The sequence below is a fragment of the Gimesia alba genome (assembly GCF_007744675.1).
Lineage (GTDB): Bacteria > Planctomycetota > Planctomycetia > Planctomycetales > Planctomycetaceae > Gimesia > Gimesia alba.
This window is the reverse complement of the sequence record NZ_CP036269.1, coordinates 2764389-2789694: the sequence shown is the minus strand read 5'-3', so window position 1 is coordinate 2789694 and position 25306 is coordinate 2764389. Positions and strand designations below refer to the sequence as shown.

21 protein-coding genes are annotated in these 25306 nt (G+C 48.5%); 2 read left to right on the top strand and 19 right to left on the bottom strand.

Annotated features, from left to right (window positions below; all coding sequences use genetic code 11):
* Positions 1-94: 94 nt before the first annotated feature.
* The 18 genes from Pan241w_RS10340 to Pan241w_RS10255 all read right to left on the bottom strand — a co-directional run bounded on the left by Pan241w_RS10340 (position 95) and on the right by Pan241w_RS10255 (position 20094).
* A complete protein-coding gene (locus tag Pan241w_RS10340; RefSeq protein WP_145214708.1) occupies positions 95-745 on the bottom strand; it encodes a hypothetical protein in 651 nt (216 codons plus the stop codon).
* Entirely contained in the window at positions 742-1194 is a 453-nt protein-coding gene (locus Pan241w_RS10335; RefSeq protein ID WP_145214705.1) for a flagellar export protein FliJ, read from the bottom strand. The genes Pan241w_RS10340 and Pan241w_RS10335 overlap by 4 nt, the downstream gene beginning before the upstream one ends.
* A gap of 55 nt (positions 1195-1249) precedes the next feature.
* Complete coding sequence (locus Pan241w_RS10330) at positions 1250-2635, bottom strand: FliI/YscN family ATPase (RefSeq protein ID WP_145214702.1); 1386 nt, start codon at positions 2633-2635, stop codon at positions 1250-1252.
* A 9-nt stretch (positions 2636-2644) separates the two neighbouring features.
* Positions 2645-3364 (bottom strand): FliH/SctL family protein, encoded by a 720-nt coding sequence (locus Pan241w_RS10325; protein ID WP_145214699.1) that lies wholly within the window; start codon positions 3362-3364, stop codon positions 2645-2647.
* A gap of 80 nt (positions 3365-3444) precedes the next feature.
* On the bottom strand, positions 3445-4440 hold the full coding sequence (fliG, locus tag Pan241w_RS10320; protein ID WP_145214696.1) for a flagellar motor switch protein FliG: 996 nt from the start codon (positions 4438-4440) through the stop codon (positions 3445-3447).
* 56 nt (positions 4441-4496) lie between these two features.
* A complete protein-coding gene (locus tag Pan241w_RS10315) occupies positions 4497-6113 on the bottom strand; it encodes a hypothetical protein (RefSeq protein WP_145214693.1) in 1617 nt (538 codons plus the stop codon).
* Positions 6114-6177: 64 nt separating this feature from the next.
* Positions 6178-6492: a flagellar hook-basal body complex protein FliE gene (fliE, locus tag Pan241w_RS10310; protein ID WP_145214690.1), complete on the bottom strand. Its 315-nt coding sequence runs from the start codon at positions 6490-6492 to the stop codon at positions 6178-6180.
* 61 nt (positions 6493-6553) lie between these two features.
* Positions 6554-6967, bottom strand: a complete 414-nt coding sequence (gene flgC, locus Pan241w_RS10305) for a flagellar basal body rod protein FlgC (RefSeq protein ID WP_145214687.1) — start codon at positions 6965-6967, stop codon at positions 6554-6556.
* 54 nt (positions 6968-7021) lie between these two features.
* A complete protein-coding gene (locus Pan241w_RS10300; RefSeq protein ID WP_145214684.1) occupies positions 7022-7486 on the bottom strand; it encodes a flagellar basal body rod protein FlgB in 465 nt (154 codons plus the stop codon).
* Between the two features lie 39 nt (positions 7487-7525).
* Positions 7526-8974 (bottom strand): sigma-54-dependent transcriptional regulator, encoded by a 1449-nt coding sequence (locus tag Pan241w_RS10295; RefSeq protein WP_145214681.1) that lies wholly within the window; start codon positions 8972-8974, stop codon positions 7526-7528.
* A gap of 57 nt (positions 8975-9031) precedes the next feature.
* Positions 9032-9484 carry a flagellar export chaperone FlgN gene (locus Pan241w_RS10290; RefSeq protein ID WP_145214678.1) on the bottom strand — a complete coding sequence of 151 codons (453 nt, stop codon included), beginning with the start codon at positions 9482-9484 and terminating at the stop codon, positions 9032-9034.
* A gap of 96 nt (positions 9485-9580) precedes the next feature.
* Positions 9581-12184: a tetratricopeptide repeat protein gene (locus Pan241w_RS10285; protein ID WP_145214675.1), complete on the bottom strand. Its 2604-nt coding sequence runs from the start codon at positions 12182-12184 to the stop codon at positions 9581-9583.
* A gap of 348 nt (positions 12185-12532) precedes the next feature.
* Positions 12533-14317, bottom strand: coding sequence for a peptidoglycan D,D-transpeptidase FtsI family protein (locus Pan241w_RS10280; protein WP_145214673.1), 1785 nt, complete (start codon positions 14315-14317; stop codon positions 12533-12535).
* A 37-nt stretch (positions 14318-14354) separates the two neighbouring features.
* Entirely contained in the window at positions 14355-14675 is a 321-nt protein-coding gene (locus tag Pan241w_RS10275; RefSeq protein ID WP_145214670.1) for a hypothetical protein, read from the bottom strand.
* Between the two features lie 97 nt (positions 14676-14772).
* Positions 14773-16677: a LysM peptidoglycan-binding domain-containing protein gene (locus Pan241w_RS10270; protein ID WP_145214667.1), complete on the bottom strand. Its 1905-nt coding sequence runs from the start codon at positions 16675-16677 to the stop codon at positions 14773-14775.
* A 92-nt stretch (positions 16678-16769) separates the two neighbouring features.
* Positions 16770-17681 carry a 16S rRNA (cytosine(1402)-N(4))-methyltransferase RsmH gene (rsmH, locus tag Pan241w_RS10265; protein WP_145214664.1) on the bottom strand — a complete coding sequence of 304 codons (912 nt, stop codon included), beginning with the start codon at positions 17679-17681 and terminating at the stop codon, positions 16770-16772.
* A gap of 633 nt (positions 17682-18314) precedes the next feature.
* Positions 18315-18770, bottom strand: a complete 456-nt coding sequence (locus tag Pan241w_RS10260; protein WP_145214661.1) for a division/cell wall cluster transcriptional repressor MraZ — start codon at positions 18768-18770, stop codon at positions 18315-18317.
* A 202-nt stretch (positions 18771-18972) separates the two neighbouring features.
* On the bottom strand, positions 18973-20094 hold the full coding sequence (locus Pan241w_RS10255) for a glycosyltransferase (RefSeq protein WP_145214658.1): 1122 nt from the start codon (positions 20092-20094) through the stop codon (positions 18973-18975).
* Between the two features lie 239 nt (positions 20095-20333).
* Here Pan241w_RS10255 and queA point away from each other — a divergent pair, with 239 nt between their 5' ends.
* Positions 20334-21389 carry a tRNA preQ1(34) S-adenosylmethionine ribosyltransferase-isomerase QueA gene (queA, locus tag Pan241w_RS10250; RefSeq protein ID WP_145214655.1) on the top strand — a complete coding sequence of 352 codons (1056 nt, stop codon included), beginning with the start codon at positions 20334-20336 and terminating at the stop codon, positions 21387-21389.
* 13 nt (positions 21390-21402) lie between these two features.
* On the opposite strand, the gene Pan241w_RS10245 is transcribed toward queA, so the two are convergent.
* Complete coding sequence (locus Pan241w_RS10245) at positions 21403-24462, bottom strand: PVC-type heme-binding CxxCH protein (RefSeq protein ID WP_145214653.1); 3060 nt, start codon at positions 24460-24462, stop codon at positions 21403-21405.
* A gap of 358 nt (positions 24463-24820) precedes the next feature.
* Between Pan241w_RS10245 and Pan241w_RS10240 the strand changes: the two genes are divergently transcribed.
* Complete coding sequence (locus Pan241w_RS10240) at positions 24821-25303, top strand: hypothetical protein (RefSeq protein ID WP_145214649.1); 483 nt, start codon at positions 24821-24823, stop codon at positions 25301-25303.
* Positions 25304-25306 lie beyond the last annotated feature (3 nt).

Genomic DNA, 25306 nt, shown 5'->3' with positions numbered 1-25306 from the left:
CATATTCGTCAGAATCGTCACTGAGACATGACGTAAGAATGCGTAAAATAGATGATTTTTGCCGAAAAATCATATTAGGCGTACGTGGAAAGCCTCATCTGTTTTCCGACAACTGATCTATTGTTTCATCAGAGAAGCTACGGAATGGCTCATCCTGGGACATCTTCTTGAAGATCTCTTTCCCCCGTTTGATGACCAGTGGGTCGGCAGCGACCAGAAACTCCTTCAAGAGCTTGGCAATAAACTTGCCCTCCATACCTTTGAGGATTTCAATATTTTCCTCAATGGAAAGCTGCATTAAATACTGCACGGCATCTGTAGGAGGTAACGCAACGAGTACGCTCTGAGTCTTTTTGGTTGCGTCACTCTGACTCTGTTCTTTCAGAACTTCCAGTTCTTCCTCAAACTCTTGCTTTGCCTGCTCAAAAGCCAGACGGTCTTTTTTCAGCAAATCAGACGACTGCGTAATCGAGCTTTTTAACATATCAATTTCATCTTCACGCGCTGCCAACTCTAAAATGCGCGTGGCACGGTTCAGAACCAGATCATCCCGAGAGGGTCCTGTCGGTTCTACTTCAACCAGCTCGACATCATCCAGAGACTGCCCTGATATGATCATGCGAATGTCCTTAACAGAATCCGCATTCAAATTTCCCTTAAACCATAAGAAACCAAGACCCAACAATTCGGAAATAATGGTTGCCACACAAAACACGCTGACAATAATGGCTAAAGATCGAATCATCGTACAACCCCCATTTGCTGAGTTGCAGACCAGGTTTCTTCAAGCTCCATTTCTTCTTTCCTGTTTTGCGCATAGAGAAACTCATCGCGGTGTTTGTCAGACAGTTTTTCCATCGCTTTGACATCCTGCTCAGCTCGCGCCAGCGCCTGCCTGCAGGCAATGATCTGTTTCTCGATAATTTTCCGATTCGCAATTACATTCTGAATCTGGGACTGTAACTGTCCTGCATAAAACCGCAGACTGGTTGCCCCATCAATATCCACAACACCTGCAGATTGCCTTAAACGAATTTCCTGGAACTGCTCCTGACGAAGTTGCTCCAGCTGCAATCGCTGTTCGATCAATCGTTGATCCGTCTGTAGAATCTCTCCCAACAACTGACGGCATAAGCTGCGCTTATGACGTCGCATTTTGAGTACAGATTCAAATTGAAACTCGAACTTTTTCATCTGCGATCAGTTTCCCATGAATCAATCAACAAAAATCAACATAAACATCTGCGGTTCAAGAAGCGCTACCGGCTGCTTCAACTTCCTGCCCTGGCGGTATATTCTGCTGCGCGTTATCGCTCTTCATCGGCTTGAGTTGCTGCATCCGGTTTAGCAACGTTTGAAGACCGCTGGCTGCCTCTTCAAAATTGGAATTTTCCGTATTCCCCTGTTTCAGATAATCATTCCACAAAGGTCTTAGCTTAATCGCGAGGTCAACTTCCGAATTCGAACCCGCCTGATAAGCACCAATCGAAATCAAATCTTCCGATTGCTGATAGGCGGCCATCAGTTTCTTTAACTCTGCCGCTGATTGTTGATGCTCGGGGCTGGTAATATCATTCATCGAACGACTGATACTCTGCAAAACATCAATCGCAGGCCAATGCGACTCATGGGCGAGTTTTCGGGACAACATGATATGCCCATCCAAAATTCCTCGCACTGTATCTGAAATCGGCTCGTTCGCGTCATCTGCTTCAACGAGAACCGTATAGAAACCGGTAATACTCCCTGATTCAGTGCGACCACTCCGCTCTAATAATTTCGGCAGGAGGGAAAAGACGCTAGGAGGATATCCCCTGGTTGCCGGGGGTTCACCTGCCGCCAATCCAATTTCGCGCTGCGCTAACGCATAACGGGTGACGCTGTCCATCATCAGTAATACATCTTTCCCGCTGTCACGAAAGAACTCGGAAACGGCTGTGGCCAGATGCGCTGCACGGAGTCGAATTAACGCGGGTTCATCGCTGGTCGCAACAATCACCACGCTCCGTGCTAATCCTTCCGGTCCTAAATCCCGATCCAGAAATTCACGTACTTCGCGGCCTCGTTCCCCCACCAGACAAACGACATTCACATCGGCAGAACTCTGGCGGGCCATTTGTCCCATCAAGGTACTTTTACCGACACCACTCCCGGCAAAAATTCCGAGTCGCTGACCTTTACCACATGTCAGCAAGCCATCAATAGTTCTGATTCCTGTACTCAATGGCGCATCGATGCGTGGACGATTCAATGGAGAAATCGGCTTGGCTTTCAGATTGGCACGATGTGATAACATCGCCTGATTTTTACCATCGATACAGCGCCCTCGACCATCCAGAACTCTGCCCAGAATTCCTTCACCTACAGCAACCGCAGGCACCGATTGAATCAAAGAAACACGGTCTCCACGACGTATACCCGTTAAGTCTTCATAAGGCAGTAATAATGTTTCTTCATCTTGAAAACCCACAACTTCTGCTTCAATCGATTGTCCGTTCTCGCGGTCAATCGCACAGACCGCCCCCAAGGGGGCTGGAAACCCGGAGACAGATGCGGTCAAACCAACCACCCGGGTCACTCGGCCTGTCAACCGAAATGGCAGAATCTGTTTTATCTGTTGAGAAACATCAAACATCGAACGAAATTAATCCTGAGTCTGGATCACAAGTTCCTGGGAAATGCGATCTAGTTGTGCTTCCAGTGTGGCGTCAATCGTTCCATGCTGCGTTTCAATAAAACAGCCTCCGGAAGAAATTGATTCGTCTTCAATAATTTCACAAGTTTGACAGCCCGTCAGATTAGTGACAAACTGCTTCGTGCTTTCACCAAGATGCGCGACATCAGCCGGATTCAAATGAAATCGGATATGCTGCGTCCCTGATGCCAGCTTGAGTGCTTCGCTCATCATCGCACGAACTGATTCAGGGTGAGCCTTGATTTCATGACGGATCATTTTCTCCGCAATACTCAGGCAGATTTCGATTGCCGTCGCATCCCAGGTTTGACGCCAGTGAATCTGCTCACGCTGCAATCCCTCAACGGCTGCCTGCAATGCCGGATAAATCGCACCCAGTTTTTCTTCGACAATGCGATTCGCACTCTCTTGTGATCGCGTCTGAATGATTGCCTCTAATTCATGCTGGGCTTCCGCATGCCCTTCCTGTTTACCGGCTACAAATGCATCCCGTTTAATCTGCTCCGCTTCCTGTTGCGCATCAATCAGCATTTGCCGCGTCTGATTACGTACATTCTGAAGATAATCTTCACAGCGTTTTTCCATGTCCTTGAAATTGTAGGCAATTTTCGAACCCAGCGCTCGAAATGCGTCTGCCTTTAACAATTTGACTGGTTCCAGTTCTGCCATGCTGCTGACTTTATTTCTATTCTGAATTTCAAGGAGTGAGAATGATTCGCTTTGACGGATAAAAATCTGTGTGCTGGAAATCAGGTAATGTACTGCTCACTTTCATTACCGGCTGCCACCTCAATTTCGCCGGCATCTTCCAGTCGTCTAACGCTGTCAACAATCTGCTGCTGAACTGCTTCAACATCACTGACCTTGATTGGTCCCAGATATTCCATTTCTTCGCGTAGCATATCAGCAGCCCGTTGTGACAGATTGCTGAGAACTTTCTGTTTGATTTCTTCAGAAGCACCTTTAAGTGCCACTGCCCACTGATTATTGTCCACTTCTTTCAGCAGAGCCTGGATCGCCTTACCATCCAGTTTTACCAGATCATCAAAGACAAACATCAAACGCCGAATTTCATCAGCCAGATCGGGGGTATCCTGGTCCATACTTTCCAGAATCCCTTTGTTTGTCATCCGGTCCGTTACGTTCAGAATTTCTGCAACCAGTTCCACACCCCCGGCTTTTTCCATTCCCTGGCTGAACGTATTTTTCATGCGGTGCTCAAGGCTCTTTTCCACATCCCTGATCACTTCCGGACTGGTTTGCTCCATATTGGCAATGCGTTTAATCACATCCATCTGCTTGTTGGACGGCAGACCGGCCAGCACTTCGGCTGCCATGTTACTCGGTAAATGCGACATAATCATGGCGATCGTCTGGGGATGTTCTTCGATAATAAATGTCAGCAGATTGTTCGCTCCGGATTTCTGCAAAAAACCAAACGGCACCGAATTCATCGTCTGGTTAATACTATCCAGAATCGAGCCCGCGCCTTCTTTCCCCAGTGACTGTTCCAGCAGCTCATTGACGGCATCCAACCCGCCCCGTTCCATCGTAGTCTGTTCGCCACGCAGCGCTGTAAATTCATTTAATACGCTGGCTTGCTGCTCTTTCGAAACGTCTTGCATGCGGGCAATCATCATTGTCACTTTTTCGACATCTTCTTTCGACATCAAACTGAGCACTTCTGCAGCCAGTGCCTTATCCAGGCTCAATAACAAAATCGCAGCTTTTTGCAGTTCATCCATATTTCTGCCCACAGTCCAAATAATTTACATTAGCGAGTTTTGAAGACACATCCCGGTTACGATTTCGAGTGAATCCACTTACTCAATACCATCGCTGCCACTTCAGGGTTATCGCGAACGAGAAGTTGAACTTCATCGCGTTGTGTCGGTGTACTCTTCGGTTTCTCTTCTTCTTCATCTGATGACGCAGACGCTGACCGGTCCATTGGAGGGACAATCGCCTCTGTCTCAACTTCCTCCATTTGAGGCATGCTTTTATTGAGCATCCATAATGCCCAGATGGCAAACAGTCCAAGACCAAGGGTACTTCCCCACTGACTGACAAATTCACCAACACTTTCGGTCAGCGGTAAAGCGACTTCAGGCACATTTTGATCGACCCGCACATAAGAGGCTACACTCACCGCATCGGTAGCTGATTGTGAGGGAATCAGTTTCTGAATATGTTTCTGGATGCTCGTTTCCACTTCCAGCTTGATGGCATCAGTCGCTTGTTTAAAAGCGGCAATGTCCGCATCGGCTTCCCCTTTCTGAATGCCACGTTTCTCAGCAACGGCAGCATAATAGTCTTCCGGAATCGAAATCGAAACTTGCACCGTACTGGGCATGGCGGCCACAAACTCTTTTTCTGTCCAGGTGAAGGAGGGTGCGGACGTCGTTTGATTATTGGTTTCCGTCACCTTTTCATCTTTTTCATTGCCACGCGCCACTGACAGAGAATTCGGTTGATTCGATCGTGCTCCCGGTTCTGCCCGTACAGGCTTCTCTACAATTTTCCGCTCACTGGATTGCTCTTTGGACTGCAATGTGACGGTTCCATCCTTATTGATTTCCTGCTTACGTTCTACATAACGTTTCAGATTTTCTACATCGACATTCACGTTCACAATCACATCAGGAATATACGACAGTGAATCATGAATCTTATCCTGATAATTCTTCGTGTGTTTATTTACCCAGCTGATGAATTTCCCGTCAAATGCATCGTTTTTATCATCAGCCGTATAAGAGGTTCCCGTTGACTGATCAAACACAGTCACCGATTCCGCCGATAAATCGGGGACCATCGTCGCGACCGCTGCCCGCAGGCTGGTGATCAAAGTCGGGGACATCTCTCTCCCCGGACGCGGTTGGACCATCACCGTCGCAGTGACTTCCGGAGTCGTATTATTCCAGCGCAAACGCTTCTTCGAACGCGCCCACATCACACTGGCATCTTCAATCGAAGGAATCGCCCGAATCATCCTACGTAGCTGGTTTCCCAGTGCAATATCCCGCATCACCTGCAGTTGATCCTTGCTGACGAACATACTCGATTTTTCAAACTGTTCCTGCCATTCCGAAGCCCAGTCGGTCGGCAAACCGCCCCCTTCAATCAGAGCCGCGTTATACCGGGGGACTTCTGTCTGCGGAACCATGATCCGCTGACCTTTACGCGTGAAATCAGTCAGACCTGCTCGGAGGAGAACTTCCTCAGCGTGAATCACTTCCTGCGTCGTAAAATCTTTACCCAACGAGAGCGAGACGTAGCTGGAGTTGCTTTCCCGGAAAAAGAGAAAGGCAAATGCCAGCATCATCAAGGCAGGCACCGTCAACAGGATCGCGCGCTGACTGCCTGACATCGACTGAAACAAGTCTGTAAACTGCTGATAGATTTTTTTGATAGTATCCATACCGGGTGACCAATCGACGAGTCCGTGTCAAAATGGTGAAGTAACGTGCTGGCTCGTGGTAGCCTTATAACTGCATATTCTGAATTTCGTTATAGGCTTCCAGTAGTTTATTTCGCATCTGAACCATCATCCGAAGTGCCAGATCGGCCTTCTTAATAGAAGAAAACACCTCTGCCTGCGTAATGTCTTCACCTAACAATCCACCTTCGATCGCCTGATCCGATTGAACCTGCAACTGATTGACATTATCAAGCGACTGCAGCATCATGTCCTTGAAAGAAAGCCCACCGCTAACGCCCCCCGTGGAATTCTCATTCAGACCTACCGGTGGAATTCCCGGCAAAAACGTGTTTCCAATTTGACTGATGGAACTTGTCATCCTATTCCCTTCCCTGAGATCAGATGAAATAAAACTGATTTTTTATTCGAAACCCGAACCCTCAGGCCAGAATTCGTAATGAAGTATTGAACATGTCTTTCGTAACATCCAATGCGGAAATATTTGCCTCGTAAGCACGCCCCGCTTCCAGGGCATTCACAAACTCGGCCACCACATCAATATTGGGATACGTAACGTTCCCGTCCTGATCCGCATAACGGTGTCCGGGATCATATGTTTTTCTGAGAGGTGTGTCTGTATCAATTTCGACCTTATACTTCACCCCCACAGCCGAAGATTCCTGATCTAAGCTCTCCGTGTCAGTCTGAAATGTCACAATTCGACGATAAAAGGGCTCTTCTCCACTATTGGGATCATAAGCGACATTCACCGAAGCAATGTTACCAGCGATGGTATTCATCCGCTGACGCTGCGCCACCAGGGCACTGGTACTGATATCAATTCCTTTTAACATGTCCTGCTCCTCCTCGATAATGTATCGTTTTTGTACTCCGGTTCAGGGTTTGAACTAGGCACGCTCTGAAATAACAGTCATCAACTGATTCAACTGAGCCATCATGACCTCAACGGCAAACTGCTGCATCATTGAGTTTTTCGTCATCCGCATCACCTGAGACTCGATACTCCGATTATTATCATCCTGAAACGTGATGTTCTGGGGCGCGGCTTCCCGGGCCTGAAACAGGCTGCGAGGAAACAATTTTTCCAGTTCTGTTTCGACCGGCTGATGATTACCAAGTGTCACAGGCATCGCTAAGGACTGTTGCGCAGCGGGCTCATTCAGTTTTGATTTCAATTCAACCGCTTCGCGTAATGCCTTTTGAAATTCTGCAACCGGCAAATCACGCATTTTATAAGTTGGCGTATCGATATTCGCGATATTACCAGCCAGAACATCCTGTCTGCGTTCCGTGAACGCAGCCATTTTTTCCAGCAATGGCAATGATTTCGAATTCAGCATTTGCTCTAACATGAAAACCACCTTACAAAATGAAACAACACTGATCGACAGTCAAGCAGCTCGCTTGACTGTAAAGCTCCGCTTGGAATCCGGGCCTCCGCGTGGGGGATATCCGTATGATCTCAACTTGCCTGACAGTGTCCGCAATCCAATATCCAGCATTTGTGCGGTATTTTCCCGGTTACCGCCACACCGGGCAAACGTACTCTCAATTAACTTCTGCTCCATCTCCCGCAATGTCATGCCTGCTAAAGCATCTGTGTCTGAGAGAGCTTCTGATCCAATCCAGGGCAATAAACTGGCGGCATCCAGACGGAGACCATTATCAACCCGATTCACATGTCGAATCAGATTTCGTAGTTCTTGAACATCACCAACCCAGTCATGCTTCTTTAGTAATTCCAGACCATCTAAAGTCAAAAGTTTGGGAATTGTTCCTTCAGACTGAGACACTTCGTTCAACAGATGTTCTGTCAGCAAGGCCAGATCTTCTTTACGATCATTCAAACGAGGGACGGAAATCATTGACTGTGAGAGAATCCCTGCCAGCTTTCTCTTGAATTGATTTTGCGCGCTCAAATCTTTGAGTGAAACATGGCTCGTCGAAATAATACGGCAGTTCAATTTTTTGTGTTGGCTGTCTTCCGGGGAAAAATACTCGCCGCTTTCTAACACTTTCAATAAAATCGCCTGCACAGGCAACGATGCCAGGTGCACCTGATCGAAAACCAGCGTCCCCCCCTCCGCCTGCTCAATCTGACCAGGATTCCAGACAGGCTCATTTGAATAATGACTTGCTTCATGAGTAAAATAGCCTGACAGCTCCCGTTCAATATTTTCAGTAGTCAAGCTGCTGCAATTCACCTTGATGAACGGCTGGTAATTCAGGAACCGTGAATCATGAATAATCTCTGCTACCAGCGACAAGTCAGAGCCTGCCACTCCCTGCACTAACACAGGCGTCTGTAAATGCACCACATCGGCAATGCGATCTCTCAGAGTCTGAATGGCCTGACTATAACCAATCAGTCGGCGGCTGGAGCGTGCATTGAGTTCAGCAATCAAATCGTGGCATTCACGAGATAACCGGGCATATTTGATCGCAGAATCCAACAGGCGACTGATACTGTCCAGTGAATCCTCAGATCTCAATTCAGCAAAGGGGGCCATCGTTTCATGAACAGCTGTGCGAGACGGATTCAAAAAGGCCTGCGACACATCATTGCTGAAGGCCGGATAATACAAGACTGGAATTAAATTATCCTCTGGAACCGACTCCACCGTAATCATAAATTCGGAAATGGCCTTTTGATCCAGCAGCACGCAGACATCTGCCTCAGGAAGCCGTGTCCCTTGTGAAAACACAACGTCCGCCAGAGGAATCACCGTGTATCCCAAATTTGAAAATTGAGTACAGACTTCCAACCGGCGAATCCGGTCCTCAGATACAACCTGAACGATTCCACGTCCTGCAGAATGCTTCATTACACTTTTATTCATTTATTCATAACCTGTCTTACTGAAAGGTAAACGTTTCTTTTTCGAGAATCTTTGTCACTACTGATCTATATTCAAATGCCGATGCGTCACCGGCGCCAGACTGTCACGATACGCTTCACCTACTTTTTCTCCTTGATTCAACGACTGAATCTGCTGCTTCGTACGATCACGACGGTCAACCATACACTGTGTGCTGGTATCTTCATTTTCGAGCAGTTTCGCCAACACCGCTTCAGACTCACTAAGAATCCGCTCACATGATTCTCGTTTTTCCTCAGGCAACTGATCTCTGTCACTCTTCCATTTTTCCCAGAGTGCAGGCAACTGTTTTTTATACTGGTCCAGTTGACCCAGTAATCGCTGCTTTTTCCCCAACACATCCAGTAAGCCGGAATAGTCATCCTGGTTAATCAGATCCTGTTGTTGAAACGAAAGCTTCAACAGCGCCTTTGAATATTCCAGGCGAACTGAAAACAGTTTGAAGTAATCAATCATCTCTGTGGAGGTCATAAAATAACTGCATCACTTTTCGAGTTAAATTACATCTGGAACAGACTACAATACGATTCTGAATTCCAGGTTAATTCCATTTCTGTAAACTAAATATTAAACACCAGTTCCATCTTGCGCTTGCTTTGTCCGGTTATCGGAATCACGTAATTCGCGAGACCAGTCCAACCAGCGATTCCACTCTTCGCGTCCCAGATTGGTCGCCTTGGAATCGAATACACTATCGGGCATCTGTCTCAAAATAATCTTTGCCTGTTCAATCATGCTTTTGGCTTCGTTTTTTTTCCCCAGACTTTCATAGCAGCCTGACATTTTCATATAAGCAATCAAAACCTCGGTGCACTGTGGATAGCGATTGACCGCATCATGATAGTATTTTATTGCTTCTTCGTACTCTTCAGTCAGATACAGCAAATGTGCCATTCCAAAACAAGTTGACTTCAATAAGCGTTTTCCCAGCGCGTCAAGCCGATCCAGACTTTCCAATCTTCGCAATTCTCGGTTCAAAATCTGAAGTTGCTCATTGGCCATATTTAAATAAGCAAACTGTTTCCGCTTAAGTTCCTGCCGTGCATTATCTGTTTTCGCATCTTTCATTTCCCGAAAAGGCTGGTCGGCCAGATTCTGAAGCGAACGTGCTAATAGATACCGTGCTTCGTGAACTTTTTCAGAGTCAGGATACCGATCAACATATTCACGCAGCCGGTTCGTTGCTTCTTCGTAATAAACATTCTTTACCTTTGGCGGCGATTGCTGTTCTGCAGTTGTCTCCTGCTCAACATTGTCTTTTTTTGAATCCGAAATTTTCCCCAGATGAAAATTCAGTTTTCCCAGTGAAAACAGTGAATCGCCCCACTGTTTTGCTTTCGGAGTCAAATTGCTGGATTCCAGGATGTTTTTCCAGACTTCCTGGGCGCGATCCAGATCATTTTTTTCCAGATAAGCGACTCCCATCAGATACTTTGCCTCAAACGAAGCCACATCTGTGGGATAGTTGGTGATCACACGCTGAAAATGATCAATGGCTTGATCAAGCCGATCCAGCTCAAGCAGAATCTCACCGCGGCGTACCAGCGCCTGAGACATTTGCTTATCCGGATTCGTATTGATGAAACGCGTCAGCACATTTAAGGCCGTCTCAAAATCATGCCCCTTCTGGAAGTGCTCCGCAGAAATCGACAAAATTTCGCCATAGCGATCAGAAGTACTCAATTTCCTGGCAAGCTCGAAATAGGCGATCCCGCTCTGTTTCCACCGCTCGTTCAATTTGGGTCTCAATGCCTCTTGTTCTGAAACGGTAGAGTCTTCGTAGAGACGCTCTAAATACTCCGCCCAACGACGATTTGCATTCGCCGCCAGTTCTTTAGCCTGCACTTCGGGAAACACGGGAGTCAGATAATCCGACAGCTGAATTGCGGCATTGAAGTGGGTCACTCCATTTTTAATCTTGTCTTCGTCTACCCAGTCATTCCAGGCATCCAGCACATACTTCTGAATCCGTTCCAGATTGATCCAGCGATTACGAAATTCATCGGGATTCTCAATCGATCTCAAAGACTTTCGATAGGCAATCAATGCCTCTTCTGTTCGTCCGTTTTTCCGTAATAACTCAGCAAGATGCAAATCGGCAGCCAGTCCTTCATGAGTCCCAGCATAACGATACGTTGTCTGCTCATAAAAACCGATCGCAGCTTCATCATCGTGTAAAGATTCAGCACACAACCCCATTAAATAAGAGGCTTGCCTGGGAAATTTCCGTTCCAGTCCCAGATTATCTTTCACCGGAGCCAGAATCGATAATGCCTCTTTATATTTTCCCTCAGCCATCATCGTCTGTGCCTGGAACACAAGCGTTACCTGATTCACAGACTCCTTCTGTTTCACCTGAGCCAGAACCTTTTGTGCCTGCTCGTTCTTCCCCTGTGCCAGAAAAATCTGTGCACGCTGTAAATACAATCGATCCAGTGTCTCAACATCCAGGCCTTCAATCTGAATGGCATCCGTATTTAACTCGAATGCCTTTTTCAGTTCAGCATCGGCTTTGTGATCAAGATAGATGTCAGTCAGTAACATTGAGGCTTTTAATCTTCCAGCTGGAAAAGTCTCGACCGCCTCTTCCAGTAAAGAACGTGACTGCTTGGCAGACCCCAGCAAATTGAGACAGGTTCCCAAGGCATAACACCACTCAGGACGGTGCTCCTGATCAATGGCCCTTCGCTCTGCCTCTTTAAGATAACGGCTGGCGATTAAATACTGTTTGTCCTGAGCTTCTCCTTGTAATTCCTCGGCATTACGAAACGCAACTACACCAAAGATATAGTACAAGGCCCCTGGAAAATCAGGGTCCTGATATTCCTCTTTTTTCAGGTCATATGCCATTTTCTGAGCTTGAGCCCAGGATTTCGCATCCTGTGAAGTTTCCAGAGTCTGCAACGCTTCTGCCAACTTCTCTTTGGGAGTCTTTTCAGGCTCCCCCGTCCCTGATAACAAATAGATTGACAGCAACGTTAAAACAGATGCAGCCCCTCCCAGAAGCTTCCAGCGGGCTTTGGCAAACTTCGTAACCTTATCACGTAACGAGAGCGCAACCGCTTCGGTCTCCTCGACCGCAGTTTCTTCAGCTTTGTCCGCGGGCGGTTCTTGTACCGCTACGTTCGCAGCTTCATCTGATTCGGGTTGATCTTCGTTTTCTTCTGCCATGACTTAACAGCCCATCAAATTGACAGGAGATCCTATGCAATGGATTCGTACCTGAAAGGAAACAATCAGGTTTATCTGGAATGGAAATTGATGATAGGGAAACAGAGTTGTTTCAAAGTAAACGGGATTCCTATGTGGTGAAATCAATACCACACAGAATGAGACAGAGTGTCTAGTGTGTGAACCAAAAGGAAGTGGAAGTGAGAGAAATGAAACTTGAGTCTTAATACAAAAAAAAGCGATTTTTTGTCAATATTGATTCAAGTTGATTGCCCCTTCTCGGCAATGCAACGCAGAGAAAAGCATTCGACGAGCGTAAACTGGGAAACAAAGGGGAGCTACAAAACCTTAGCGTAATGCGTTCCGCTGCCGGCGGGCGGTCCGCTCTAATGGTAGCTGCCCTGATTTATCAAAGGGGACCCGCTGATACATCAAAGTCTTTTTGAGGATCTCAGCAGCCGGTGGGCCAGCAATGGTTCCGCCATAATGGTTTTCACCGACCGAAGGTTCGTTCACCACAACCAGTACCAACACTCGCGGATCATGCGACGGTGCACCACAAATAAACGAACTCACATGCAACTGTGACGAATACTTGCCTGTCTTGGGATCTGGTTTTTGCGCAGTCCCAGTCTTCCCAAAGACAGTATACCCCTCAAGCTGTGCCTTTCTCCCGGTCCCCCGTTCAACGGTTTCCGTCATAGGAATCCTGACCAGCCAGTCCGCGACCTCGGGTGAAACAATGGGAGTCGAGACGATCGGACGGACCTGTGCTGGCTCCTCTTCGGAGCGCGGGAAATAAGTATGGTCAATTTGATCTCGAATCAAACGGGGGTTCAGCAGATTTCCCTGATTTGCCAGCGCCACATGGGCTGTAATCAGCTGAATCGGGGTGACCGCGATCTCCTGTCCCATGGGGATAGAACCGGTTGAATAGATATTCCATGAGGAAAGTGGCCTGACGATGCCTGTCAGTTCGCCTGGCAGTTGAATTCCTGTTTTCTGACCGAACCCAAACGCCAACACCGATTCATATAATCCGGGATTCGTTAAGCGTTCTCCGATTTTGGCCATCCCGATATTACTGGACTTCACCAGAATATCCGTAACACTTAGCATCCCGTAGCTATGATGATCATGCAGCAAACGCTTTCCCATGCGGTATTCGCCATGTTCGCAATCGAATGTTTCATCTTGTTCCAGAAGCCCTTTTTCCAGCGCAGCCGCCACGATGAACGGCTTCAAGGTCGAGCCAGGCTCGTAAATCGAAGCAATCGCCGTATTCTTCCAGGCCGATTCTGAAATCTTTTCAGGATGATTTAAATCAAACGTCGGCACCGATGCCATTGCCAGCAATTCACAGGTTTTGACATCCATTACGATCGCACAGGCACTTTTGGGCTGCCATTCCTGAACAATCGCCTGCAATTGACGCTCTGTGTACAATTGAATGATCGAGTCCAGAGTGACAACTAGCGTTTCTCCATTCCGTGCTGCTACACGAGAATCATTGCGAACCTCAATCACACGGCCGTGTGCATCGCGGATCAAAAAACGAGAGCCGTCCTGCCCGCAAAGCAGATGGTCAAACGCCTCTTCAAGACCGCCCTGCCCCTTGCCATCAATATCCCGCAGCCCTAGAACATGGGCCGCCAAAGCGCCCTGGGGATACTGTCGGCGATATTCCTGACGAAAGCCCCAGGCGTCATCTGATAATTTGAGCGCGCGAATTGCCTGTAATTCCTGCTCGGAAAGACGGCGTTTCACCCACAGAAACAGCTTCTCCTGGTTCTGTTTCAAGCGTTTTTGAAAATGCGGCAGATCGAGCTGTAACACCTCACAAACCGCTGCCACCTTTTCCTGATCTTCCAGCCTCTGTGGCACAACATACAGACTGTTGCTGACAATCGTGGTCGCCAGCAGTCGACCGTTTCGATCTAGAATATCTCCTGGACGGGCGGGAATCTTCTCTTTGTAAACTTGCTGCCGCGCCACAACTTTTGCGAATTGGCGATGACCAATGTATTGTAGATAAACTAGCCGCCCGGAAATCACGATCCATGCCAGCACCACCAGACAGACCAGACTCCAGGTACGCCAACTGATTCGAAGATGCGACTTTTCGGAATTCAAGAAACGGCCTGCCTACGTCAAAGGTCCTGAAATACGATTAATTCTTGTCTTCCGCCTGCTTTGATGAACGGTTCAAATGCCACTGCAGCAAAGGCATCTCGCGGCGATTGGTCGAGGCAGGCTGCTGATTTGTTTCCACATCCAGCTCACCCCGTTCCATCGAATTCAACACCTGCCTGGGAGAACCAGCCCGTTGTGTGGCCAATTTCATCTTAGCATGCGCGTTGATCAACACATCCAACTGATAATGTTGACGACTGACCTGGCGTTTCAGCTTCAGGCTTTCTTTCTCGAGCGCAATCCCAACCAGTGAAACAGCAACCGCCAGCATGATTGCGCTACCGAATCGGAATAACATCGAACCCAGCCTTCCCCAGGCAGCGGGTCAGAGAGCTTGAGATTCGCTGCCGGATTAGTTCCTTATGAAAAAAGACGAATAAAAACGCCTGTTCTCACTATCGGCTGGATGACTTTCCGGGAACAAGGCTGACTCGGCTCGCATCATAAGGCAGCTGTAATTCAGTTCCAATTTGTAGCTTGTTCGGATTTTGCAGTCTCTGACGATTGATCTGATAAATCTGATACCAGCGGGAAGAACGCCCCAGATGCTTCTGTGAAATATCAGTCAAAGTATCACTGCTTCCCACGCGATACATTGGACGACCATCCTGACTGATAAAAAACCCGGCTGGCTTACTCGGCTTACGAGTTGCCCCTTGTCCGGGAAATTCACTGACCGTGGTCTGGGTTGCTTTATGGCGGGCCTGATACTGTGCATCAATCGTCCCCCGAGCGGGAGCAATCAGTTTCAAACCAGGTCTCATCTTTCGAGGGTCGCTGACACGACTGCGGTTGATTTCGGCCAGCAACTGAAAATACCGCCCGCTGCCATACAGCTTCTTGGAAATCGTCCAGAAATTTTCTCCATTCTGGACGACATACTCACCACCGACAGCGACTGCGGCCCCTTGATTGAACACATCTTGCTGTTGTGAATTAAATTTCTGTGTCGAGACTTCTCTCACAGGAGCGGGACTATCAAACAGCCCCTGGGCTTGAGGAACCTGCTCCGCCGTCATTTCTGAATCACGAAACGTGCCAGAATCAATGGCAGCGGCAGGACGCTTGACGGTTGTCACACTTTCTGCCTGCTGAGCAGAAAACTCTTCCGGACGAAAATCCCCAAAACGTTCTTCGCTCTGGACTGGATTCGGTTCACTGAATTCTGAAGCTTGTGGCTGCTCAAACTGCTGATTGTCCATCGCCGGCGTATCCTGCCCAAAGGCATTTTCAAGTTGCGCTGCGGATTCTTGAGGTTCGCTTTGTGAGAAATCGGCGTCTCCAAACGTATTGGCATCGCTGGGGCTGGAGATCTCCGTAATATTCACTTTCGCTGGTTTTTCAGAAAACTCTTCTGTGTTTTGCATCTGCCCTTCATTCAAACTCTCAGACGAACCGAATTCATCGAATGCGTTTTCCGCTGGTTGCTGTGGTTGCTGCTGCATCGCCTGTCCCTGCTGTGCCGCGGCACCACCAAAAGGATCTGGCTCATCTTGAAAAGCGTTCGCTGCTGGTGTCTGGGCAAATTCCTGTCCTGCAGGCTGTTCCATTAAACCAGATTCAGCGCCGGCTGTAGGAGGGGCAAACTCAGATTCTGAACCAATATTGAAGTCGTTCTGTTGTGGCACAGCCTGGGCTGCAGTTGTATCGGCAGGCTGTTGTGCAAATTGGTCTCCGCCTGCAAAAGGATCCTGTTGCCCCTGATCAAAGGCCGCTCGCTCAGGTTGCTTTGGCATTTTATTCTGAAATTCATTTTGAGCAGGATTTCCAAACTCATTGCTGGCCGCGGCAGGAGGATCGAACTGCTGAAATCCGGTATCTGACTGATTCGCAGCCATTTCAGTAGGCTGCGCTGGTTCACTTTGGTTATCAAACGCATTCTGCGCAAATTGATCTACCCCCTGCGCTTCTGGTTTTGGCTCGGCGAACGGATTCCCCTGTTCTTCCTGGGGAGTGGAAAAGCCGGAATTCTCGCCGCCAGATTCATTTCCAAAATTATCGAAGCCATTCGACTGACTTGCCACCTGACCTTCCGTTGTCGTGTCCGCTTCTGGTTTCCCTTCCGCAAACGGATCTGGCTCAGTCGACTTCTCAGTCTCAGACATCTCTCCCGCAGGGCTATTCACCGCCAGGTCTTCCTGCGGTCGATTGATCTTCTGATAGACAACCAACCCAAAGGCACTGAGCAGGATACAAATCAGGCACAGCCCGACTTTGGTTTCAATGGCAATCCCTGACTTGGGTTTTTCAACGCCCCAGTCTTCTTCTGACGCCTGTTCTGCTTTTTTTTCTTCAGTCATGGCTCTGAACCATTTCCAATTTAAACGTAATTTTCTGATTTTCCAGACAAACAAAAAACTGTTTGCCTACCTGTTTCATTCAGTCGAAATACTTATGTTTTCATCGCAACCCGCAGCTTCGCAGTTCGGCAACGTGGATTCACCCGCTGCTCGGCCTGCGTTGCCACAATGGGCTTTGGTGTTAAGTTTTTCCAGATAGTTCGATCTTTAAATGCCTGCTTCACCATTCGATCTTCCAGCGAGTGAAAGCTGATAATCGCAGCTCTGCCTCCCGGCTTCAGGACCTCAGGAAGAACCGATTCCAACATCGTTTCCAGTTGTTCCAGTTCCTGGTTCGCTGCAATCCGAAGTGCCTGAAACACACGTGTGGCCGGATTTTTTCTGGCCGCCGCCAGTGCCTTGGCTGGAATTGCCTGCTGAACCACTTTTATTAACTCTGCCGCCGTTTTGACAGGCGCCGTTTTTCGCTGTTGAACCAGTTGACTGGCAATCCGCTGGCTGAATCGTTCTTCTCCATATACTTCGAATATTTCACACAGCTCTGATTCCGATCGTGTTTGCAACAGTTCCCAGGCGGGTACTCCCGTGCTGGTATCAAACCGCAAATCTAATTCGCCCGATGATTCAAAACCAAATCCACGTTCGTCGTCTCCCAGTTGATCAGAAGACAAACCCAGGTCCAGTAAAACGCGATCAATGGACGTTAATCCTAATTCATCCAGAACGGTGGGAAGTTCCGCGTAACTCGCCTGCCTGAGATGACATTGCCCTTCTGGCAATCTCTCGACTCCTAATTTTTCTCGGGCAAACTCCAGCATCATCGTATCACGATCCAGACCGATTAAAGTTCCTTCTGTTCCAATTCTCCGCAGGATATGTTCGCTGTGACCGCCGGCGCCTACGGTGCCGTCTACGACAACCAGCCCAGGGGATAAATCCAGCTGTTCGATCACTTCTCGTAATAAAACCGGTAAGTGAATCGGCCTTTTCTGATCACCGGACATACCTGACATTCAATTGGTAACGATTCTAAATATAAAATGATCCATCAGTGATTGGAAAACCGTCAATACAGACCATTTCCATTTCACCAACAGGAGAAATAGGAATTGATTATTTTTTGGGGAGGGGTAGAGACTTTTGAAGTGTTACTCAGAGAGATTGCTTGCCTGAGAAGCAAACACAAGAATCGGCCTGATCCTCAAGCGTGGGGAGTTTAGGGAAATTCTGTTTTTTTCGCAAGATCAGTTAAAGATTTTTAAAAATCATAAATCGCGAGACCTAAGTTCCCTCTCAGAAACCGATTGAAACAAGGGCCTGCTTGTCGCAAGAAGCAGGCGAATTAGAAAACCTGTCTCGAACAGGCCCGGTTTCCTGTCCAAGGAGGGAACCCTGAAGCCATCCGTCTCAAGCAGCATCCATTCTACTTGTATCAGGAGACGAACGACCGGTGGCCCAACCCAATGTCCTGAGCACACACAGGTGACATCCATTTCACCTTCAATCCGCGAAGCCCGGTAGCCAGCGGAAGAGTTCCTGTATTTCCTCCTTGAACAATAACTTTGTTTGATTTCGTTACGTTACTCAGTCTTCAAATTGGTTTTCATCAATGAAATGTTCCACATCACATCAAACGATTACCAGGGCATCTGGCCAAAGGCTTGTGCAGCCATCTCATCAAAATGAGGACCATGATTATTAAGATAGGTACTCCAACGCGTGCTACTCCAGATCTCGGCATGGTCTTGAACTCCAATCAATACCACTTCTTCTTTTGCTTCCAGGCTGGCCAGATCCGCCAGACGTTCTGGAATACAAATCCGCCCTTGAGAATCGACTTCCACTTTTTCTGCCCGCGAATAATACAGACGCAGATACTGAGCTGCCTCCGGGCCGTTCTTGGAATACTCATTCAATCGTTGTGCCTGCTGTTCAAATCCTTTCTCAGAAAAAAGCAACAAAGATGATTCTGTTCCAGGTGCAATGTAAATCTGGGTAAATTCCTTGTTCACAAGCTCTTCCTTGAGCCGTTTGGGAATCGCCAATCGCCGTTTACCATCCAGAATCTTGTTGAACGTCCCCGTTAGTGCCATTGATCCCCACTCATCACCACCATTCACCACAGAGTGATGAATTTACCAGCCAGAATCAAATCGTCAAGCATGATTGAAAGCTGGAGTTGAAATCGGCAAACTCGAATTGACCTAGATACTTATCACAATTGGAATTGTGACTTTGATGATTTTTAAATTTTGTTGCGACGGACCTGTTTAGGGGCCACAATTTTCTTAAAAATCAGGCGTGTGAAGACAGGATTCTCTCATAAACCTGTTCATATTTGTGTGCGATCGAGTCCCATGTAAACTCTTTTTTCACAGTATCTTGCGCATTCTCCGCCATCTTGCGAAACGAGGCGGGCTGGGTAGCCAGAGCCTGCAATGCTTGCTGAATCTCAGCGGGGCTTCTCTGGGCCACCAAAGTCCCCTGCTCTCCCTGCTGGATCAATTCGGAAACCCCATCCACTTCCGTCGAAATCACAGGCAAACCGGAAGCCATCGCTTCCAGAACCACGTTCGGCATCCCTTCCCACAAAGAAGGCAACACCAGACAGTCAGCGGCTCGCATCAATTGCGGAATCTGGGACTGCCAGCCGGCAAAATGAACACGCTCTGCACAGGACAACTGGTTGGCACTCTGTTGCAATTCCGTTTTCAACGGCCCCTCGCCGACAAACAGCAAATGAAAGTCAGGAGCCTGTTCTGCAAAGCGGCCAAACGCCGTCAATAAATCACCGGGAGCTTTCTGTGGATCCAGCCGCCCCACAAACAACACCACTTTGGCATCAGCGGGAATGCCCCAGGGACTCAAATCCAGCGGTTCAGCCGACGCAAACAGTTCGAAGTCGACACCATTGGGGATCACGGTCACTTTCGACTCAGGAAGTTTTCCCGCCCGAATCGAAAACTCCGCCACCGATTGACTGACGCAGATATTGAAATCCACCAGTCGATTTGTCAATCGGTCCAGCAACAAGTGTCCATTTTTTCGTTTTTCGGAAACACGAATCCCAGAGACAATATGTGGCACACCTGACCAACGAGCGGCGATCCGCCCTGCAAAATTCGCATGAAATAAAAATGTTTGCAGTAAAACCGGTTTTTGTTCTTTGAACTTTCGTGCCAACTTCCAGATAATACTCACATCCCAGGCGGAACGCGTGTGCAAGATTTCGGTGGGAACTCCCGCAGCCTGCAGATTAGCGACAAGAGGCCCCGTGCCTGTCAGAGAGTAGACGACGGGTGCCCATTTTTCGCGATTCAACCGCTTCACGATCTGAACCAGCGCACGTTCCGCCCCACCAGGCTGCAAGCCGGTTATACAAAACGCAATCGGAATGGGCAATTCAATGTCAGACAAGCGCCTGGCCTCTGAGAGTTATGAGAAATCAAGAAACAAAACAGGATTATTCATCATACCTGAATTCTATTGTTCGAAGGCGGAAATGGTCGACAAGCTTAGATTTCGAAATTGTGCGCAATATACTAAGAGAAAATAAAAATCTCCGTTAAAATCCGATAATTCCCGCTGTTTCCAGAGAAGATTCGATCAGGTCGAACCAGACTCTCGCAAAATGAAATGATTTAGAAACCGGTTCGATGACTGACTTAAACGCATTTGACTACCACCTGCCCCCCGAATTGATCGCGACTGAACCCACACAACAGCGGGATCAATCGCGTCTGCTGGTGCTGGACCGAAAGACACACACCATCAGCCACAGTTCCATTTCCGATCTCCCCCAGTATCTGAATCCCGGAGACTGCCTCGTATTAAACAACACACGCGTGCTCTCCGCCCGCTTATTCGGCGTTCGCAAGTCGACGGGCGGCAAGTGGGAAGGACTCTACCTCGGCTCAAACGCAGCGGGACAATGGAAACTGATGAGCAAGACCAGAGGCAAGCTGGTGCCAGGCGAGATCATTGAACTGCAGCCCGCGCACCAACGCAGCGAACAGAAACAGCTCTTCTTAATAATGGAATCGAAAGACGACGAAGGATACTGGACGGTGACCGTTCAATCCGAAGAAGACCATCACCGTCTACTCGAACACTTCGGCACGATGCCTTTGCCTCCTTATATGAGACGGGAACTGGCGACGGACGAGGATTGGGAACGCTATCAAACCGTGTATGCCAATCAGCCCGGGGCCGTCGCAGCACCGACTGCCGGCCTGCACTTCACTCCCGAGCTCCTGGAACGCTGCACTCAAAAAGGAGTGGGCATCGCTCACGTCACTCTGCACGTCGGCATTGGTACATTCAAACCAATCTCTGCTGAGACACTCGAAGAACACAAAATGCATTCCGAGTGGTGTGAATTGCCACAAGCATCAGCCGATCTACTCAACGCCACACGTGCGCAAGGCGGCAGAATTGTATCCGTAGGAACCACCAGCGTTCGAACTTTAGAATCGGTCGCAAAACAAGGCCCGCTCCAGGCATGGCAGGGAGAGACTGATATCTTCATCTATCCCCCCTATCAGTTTCAGGCCGTTGACTGTCTGTTGACCAATTTTCATTTACCCAAATCAACGTTGCTGGTTCTGGTCAGCGCGCTCGCCGGCTCGGAATTCATCCGCGAAGCCTACGAAAAAGCTGTAGAAGCAAACTATCGCTTCTACAGCTATGGTGATGCCATGTTAATTTTATAGCCGCTCGGTAAAACTACTGTGGCTTGGCGATGTCCTTGGGGACCTGCCCGCTCAGATAACGCCAGTTCTTGATAAACGAAATCAAATCGGCCATCTGTTGTGGATTGATCGTCTTCTCCAGACCGACCGGCATTAATGAAACTCCGTTGGATTTCATTTCGTCAATTTCCTCTTTCAGAACCGTAATCGTTTTTCCTTCCGGCTGGGTCAGCGTAATCGACGCACCACTGTCAGAAGAAATGATCCCGGTATGGACCACACCATCAATTGTGACGATTGTATAGCTGAAGAAATTCGCATCAATGGCCCGGTTCGGATCCAGAATATTCGTCAGCAGATACTCGGGTGTTTTCGTGCGGGAATCACCAATATCCGGAGCCACATTGACACCGACATCCCCAATCTTATGACAGGTCACACAGTTCTTGACAAACACCTGCTTCCCGTCCAGCGGATTGGCTTTGAGCTTCAGAGAAGCCTGGTACGCGGCCAGCACTTTTTTACGGTCAGCCGGTATCGCAGCAGCAAAAAGTTTTGCGGCCCGTTTCTTAATTTCCGGATTGCGGTGCCGTTGCAGACGGGACGAACGGGCAGGTCCCAGTTCTGAAATTTTAATCTGTCCCTTTTCAATGGCATCCAGCAACAGGCTGGTCCGGTCCTGATTCGCCAGCATCGCATCCAGAATCGCCCGCCTCATTCCTGGCGTCTGCGTGGCAAATCCATCCATCAACACCACACCGACCTGCGGATCAGAATAAGGACTGATGGCGCCAATAGCGGCAATTTTCACCTCTTGAGAGACATCACCCTGGATCAGTGAAAGCAGCGTTTTGCCACTCATGTCAAAACCAACAAACTGTAACACACCAATCGCATTCAACTTTTCAGCCAACGGAGTTTTCGGATTCGCAGCTGCATCAACCAGCTTCTGATAGAATACCTTCAACTGTTTCTGATCGGCTTCTGACAACTTGGTCTGATACTGAGCGATCGATTTCCCACGCCGTCTGAGACTGTTCCCCAGTCCTTCAAAACTGGCGATCTGTAATCCAAGCTGCTGATCGGAGTCCATCCCGGCAATCAACGAGAGCGTTTCTTCGATTTCGTCTGCTTTGAGTCGAGGACCGATGACCGCTGCCATTTCACGGACGGCGTCAGTCACACCTGTGTGAGTTGATACCTGGGCATCGGCTGCATTTAGTTGTTTGAGGAACGACTTGAAAATTGCCACGGTCTGATCGGGAGCAGAAGAAAGCACGGCGGCACGCGTCCAGGAATCATTGGCCCCCTTCAGCATCAAACGGGCCAGTTGATCTACCATCGAAGAGACATCGCCCGCCTCGCCTAGACTGATGGCCAACTGGAAGCGTAATCGCCCATCTGCCGAATCGACCAGCGACAGAACCTGCTCTTTCAGCTTGGAATTTTTCGACAAAAGTGGCTCACTCAAACGAACGGCCTGCTCTTTGACGCGCTGTGATGCATCCTTCAAGGCCGTTTCCAGAACCGCATCACTCAATTTCCCTAATCCTTCTAATGCCCATAAGGCCTGGATTCGTGCCTGTGCTGATTTCCCATTGGAAACCAGTTGTTCTAACTGCGGTTGAATCGATGCATCCTGTTGTTCGAAAATCAAACGCGCGGCGGTTTCCCGCTGCCAGGCGTTCTTCGAACCGAGGGCTGTCACCAACTGTTCCGGAGTCGCATCTTTTAAAGACATATAAACGCTTTTATCGATCTTGGCATTCTTCGGAACAATCCGATAAATCCGCCCCCGATCGATTCCGTCATTCAAGTCAGAGCGTTCTTTTAATTCGGCCGGCATGAACTGCGGATGCTCAATCACCGCGCGATACATGTCACACAAGTACAAGGCCCCATCAGGACCATTGGCCATATTCACAGGCCGGAACCATTCATCACGGCTGGCGATGAACTCCACTTTGTCACGACCATATTTTGAATCATAGGTCGCTCCCATAGGAGTCATGATATCACGGTGCACCAGATTCGCGGTCGGCTCACAGGTGAAACTGTTCCCATAAAATCCTTTGGGAAATAAATCTCCACGGTAAATGGTCACGCCGCAAGCGGCGGTAAACTGCCCCGCATGCAGTGTGGAAGTTGTCCAGGTTCGGCTGATGGCGTACACACGGGAATCTTCGCCATCAGGAGAAACATCATGATAGACCGACTTCACAGCCAGATACGGATTTCGTTTGAGGTATCGATTCTCCAACACGATATGTTTATTCGGATTCCGGTTCGAACAGACAAACCGATTTCCATAATCGTCAAACGTCAGACCAAACTGGCCAATTCCGGAAATCGATTCATATTTACCTGACAAGGGATGAAAGCGAAAATCAAGACCGTTGATCGGAACCTGCTTCGCTTTTTTCTGCCATTCCGGATGCGTGGCAATCACAGAACCGCCACGCAGTCCATTGGAAATATAAATGTGATTATCAAGCCCCAACGTCGGATGGTTGGCCCGCAATTGTGAGTTTTCTTCTTTGAACCCCGTGAACCATGTTTCCACGACATCGGCTTTGTCATCGCCGTTGGTATCTTTCATAAACTGCACTTTGCCGGCCAGAGTGACAATCAGTCCCCCTTTCCAGGGTTGAACTCCGGTCGCAAATAAGAGTTTGTCGGCAAAGACCGTCGCGGTCTCGTAATACCCATCCTGGTCTTTATCGCGTAATAATTTGATGCGGCTTTTCGGATCTTCGCCTGGTTTAGGTCCATGCGGGTAATCCGTCATTTCCACAACCCAGAGCACTCCGGTTTCATCAAAGGCCACCGCCACCGGGTTAATCACATTCGGCTCGGACGCCACCACCTGCATTTCAAAGTCGGGGTGAACCACGGTCTGCTTCAATGATTCTTCAGGAGACAAAGGAGACTTGGGCACCGCCGTCTGCTTGTCGGCTGCCAGCGTCAACTGCAGACACATCCCCAAAGCCAGTACGACAAACCCCCAGCGGATTCCAGAGACAGCAATTCCTGAAATCGAATCATTGTTTCTCAAAAGATGTTGTTTTAATGCAAGAAGTTTCGCTTGTTTCATGTTCGATCACCGTATCAATACAGACTGAATTCTGGTTGGAATGACAACTTTTGATAAGTCAGACTAAATCTATCGTAACTGACACTCAGACGATTCTCTATCTTCCCCCAAGCCGGTTTTTCTAAATCGGCCGAATTTATTAACAATCCTAACGTTTAACAGGAACCAAAGTCACGAGCGATGTCAAACTATTATCGAATTGACGGACAACCACCAGCTATTTTGCGAAAACCTGTTTTCAACGGTTCAAATTGGTTTCATGTCCTCTGCCAAATTGTTTACCCTGATAACAGCTTCATCAGGTCGTTCCGCATTACGGAATGACGATCAAAATTCCTATTTAACTTCAAAGTGAACTATGTCGTCTACCAGCCTGGTTTTAATTCGCTTCTGTTTGTCGGCCTGGGTCGGAGCGGCGGTGATCTTTGTTATCACTGGCGTTCAGGACGTTACCTTCCAGCCCTTTGACTCTCTCGTGCGAGACCAGCTGATCACGCTGCACTTTCCCGTTTATTATACGATCGCCTGGGTCTTATTGGTGGGAGCATTTCTGGGCAGTCTGGGAATCCGTGCCAAAGAATTGATCCCTCGCCGCAGGGCCAATCTGATTCTGGGGCTGGTCGTGCTCGCGCTCGGCATCAGCCTGATCGACTACTTCTGGATTTATACGCCACTCGAATCCATGATCACGCCTCCCGGAAGCCCGCGGCCTGCCGAGTTTCGGAGCTACCATCAGGCGTCCAAGTACATTAATAGTGTCAATATCCTATTAAGCCTGACAGCCGCGATACTGGCAAACCTGCCTGTACTATCTCAGAACAAAAGAAACGCAGAAGCGTAAGCG